The organism is Paraburkholderia fynbosensis (assembly GCF_902859935.1).
Taxonomy (GTDB): domain Bacteria; phylum Pseudomonadota; class Gammaproteobacteria; order Burkholderiales; family Burkholderiaceae; genus Paraburkholderia; species Paraburkholderia fynbosensis.
In genome coordinates, this window is sequence record NZ_CADIKI010000084.1 from 1 (window position 1) to 698 (window position 698).

1 pseudogene is annotated in these 698 nt (G+C 58.5%); it reads right to left on the bottom strand.

The features are described from left to right. Nucleotides 1-698: pseudogene (locus tag HV770_RS38105) on the bottom strand (beta-glucosidase); the annotation flags it as partial.

The following is a 698-nucleotide window of genomic DNA, read 5'->3' on the forward strand; positions in this document are numbered from 1 at the left end:
TTGTATGCATCGTGCAAGGACTTCAGAACGTTGTAGTTCGTGCCCGTCACGCCCCACGTGTTCTCAGGATCACCACCGTCAGAGTACCAATGCAACTGAATGATGTCGGTCTTCACCACCGGGTGTCCGGTCGTGCCGTCCGGCTGGACGCCTGTCAGCATGCCTTTGTACCAGCCCAGATGGAGGAAGCCCACAGACGCGGTGGCGATAATTTTTGTCGAGCCTGCAGTGTCAACCGAACGCCAGCCGTCGTACGAGCCACGCAGCGCGCCGCGCCAGATTGGCCACGTGTTGTTGTCGTAGTCGGAGACATTGGCGCCGTCATTGGCCACCGGTGTATCGCCATCGTTGTCGTACTCGTTGCCGAATTCCACCACCGGTACGCCTTTGAGCTTGGTCGCAGCATAAGCCGCCATCGAGTAGGCATATGCGTAAGCGCTCGCCTCTGTCGGCGTCTTGCCGTTGAGCGACGGATCATCCCATGGATAGGCATCGATCATCGGCATGATCGTGATCTTCGAGCCCATGCCTGGAATGACCGTATTGGCCACGGCATCGATCTGATCGTAGCTGTGAATGTCCTGCCGGTTCGCGGTCAGACCCAGGTCGGACAGTGTTGCAGCTTGAGTCGCGAGCGGGATCGACGTGTAGATGCCGCCGTAGTTGTAATGCTCATTGACGCCGAAGAACGGGATCGC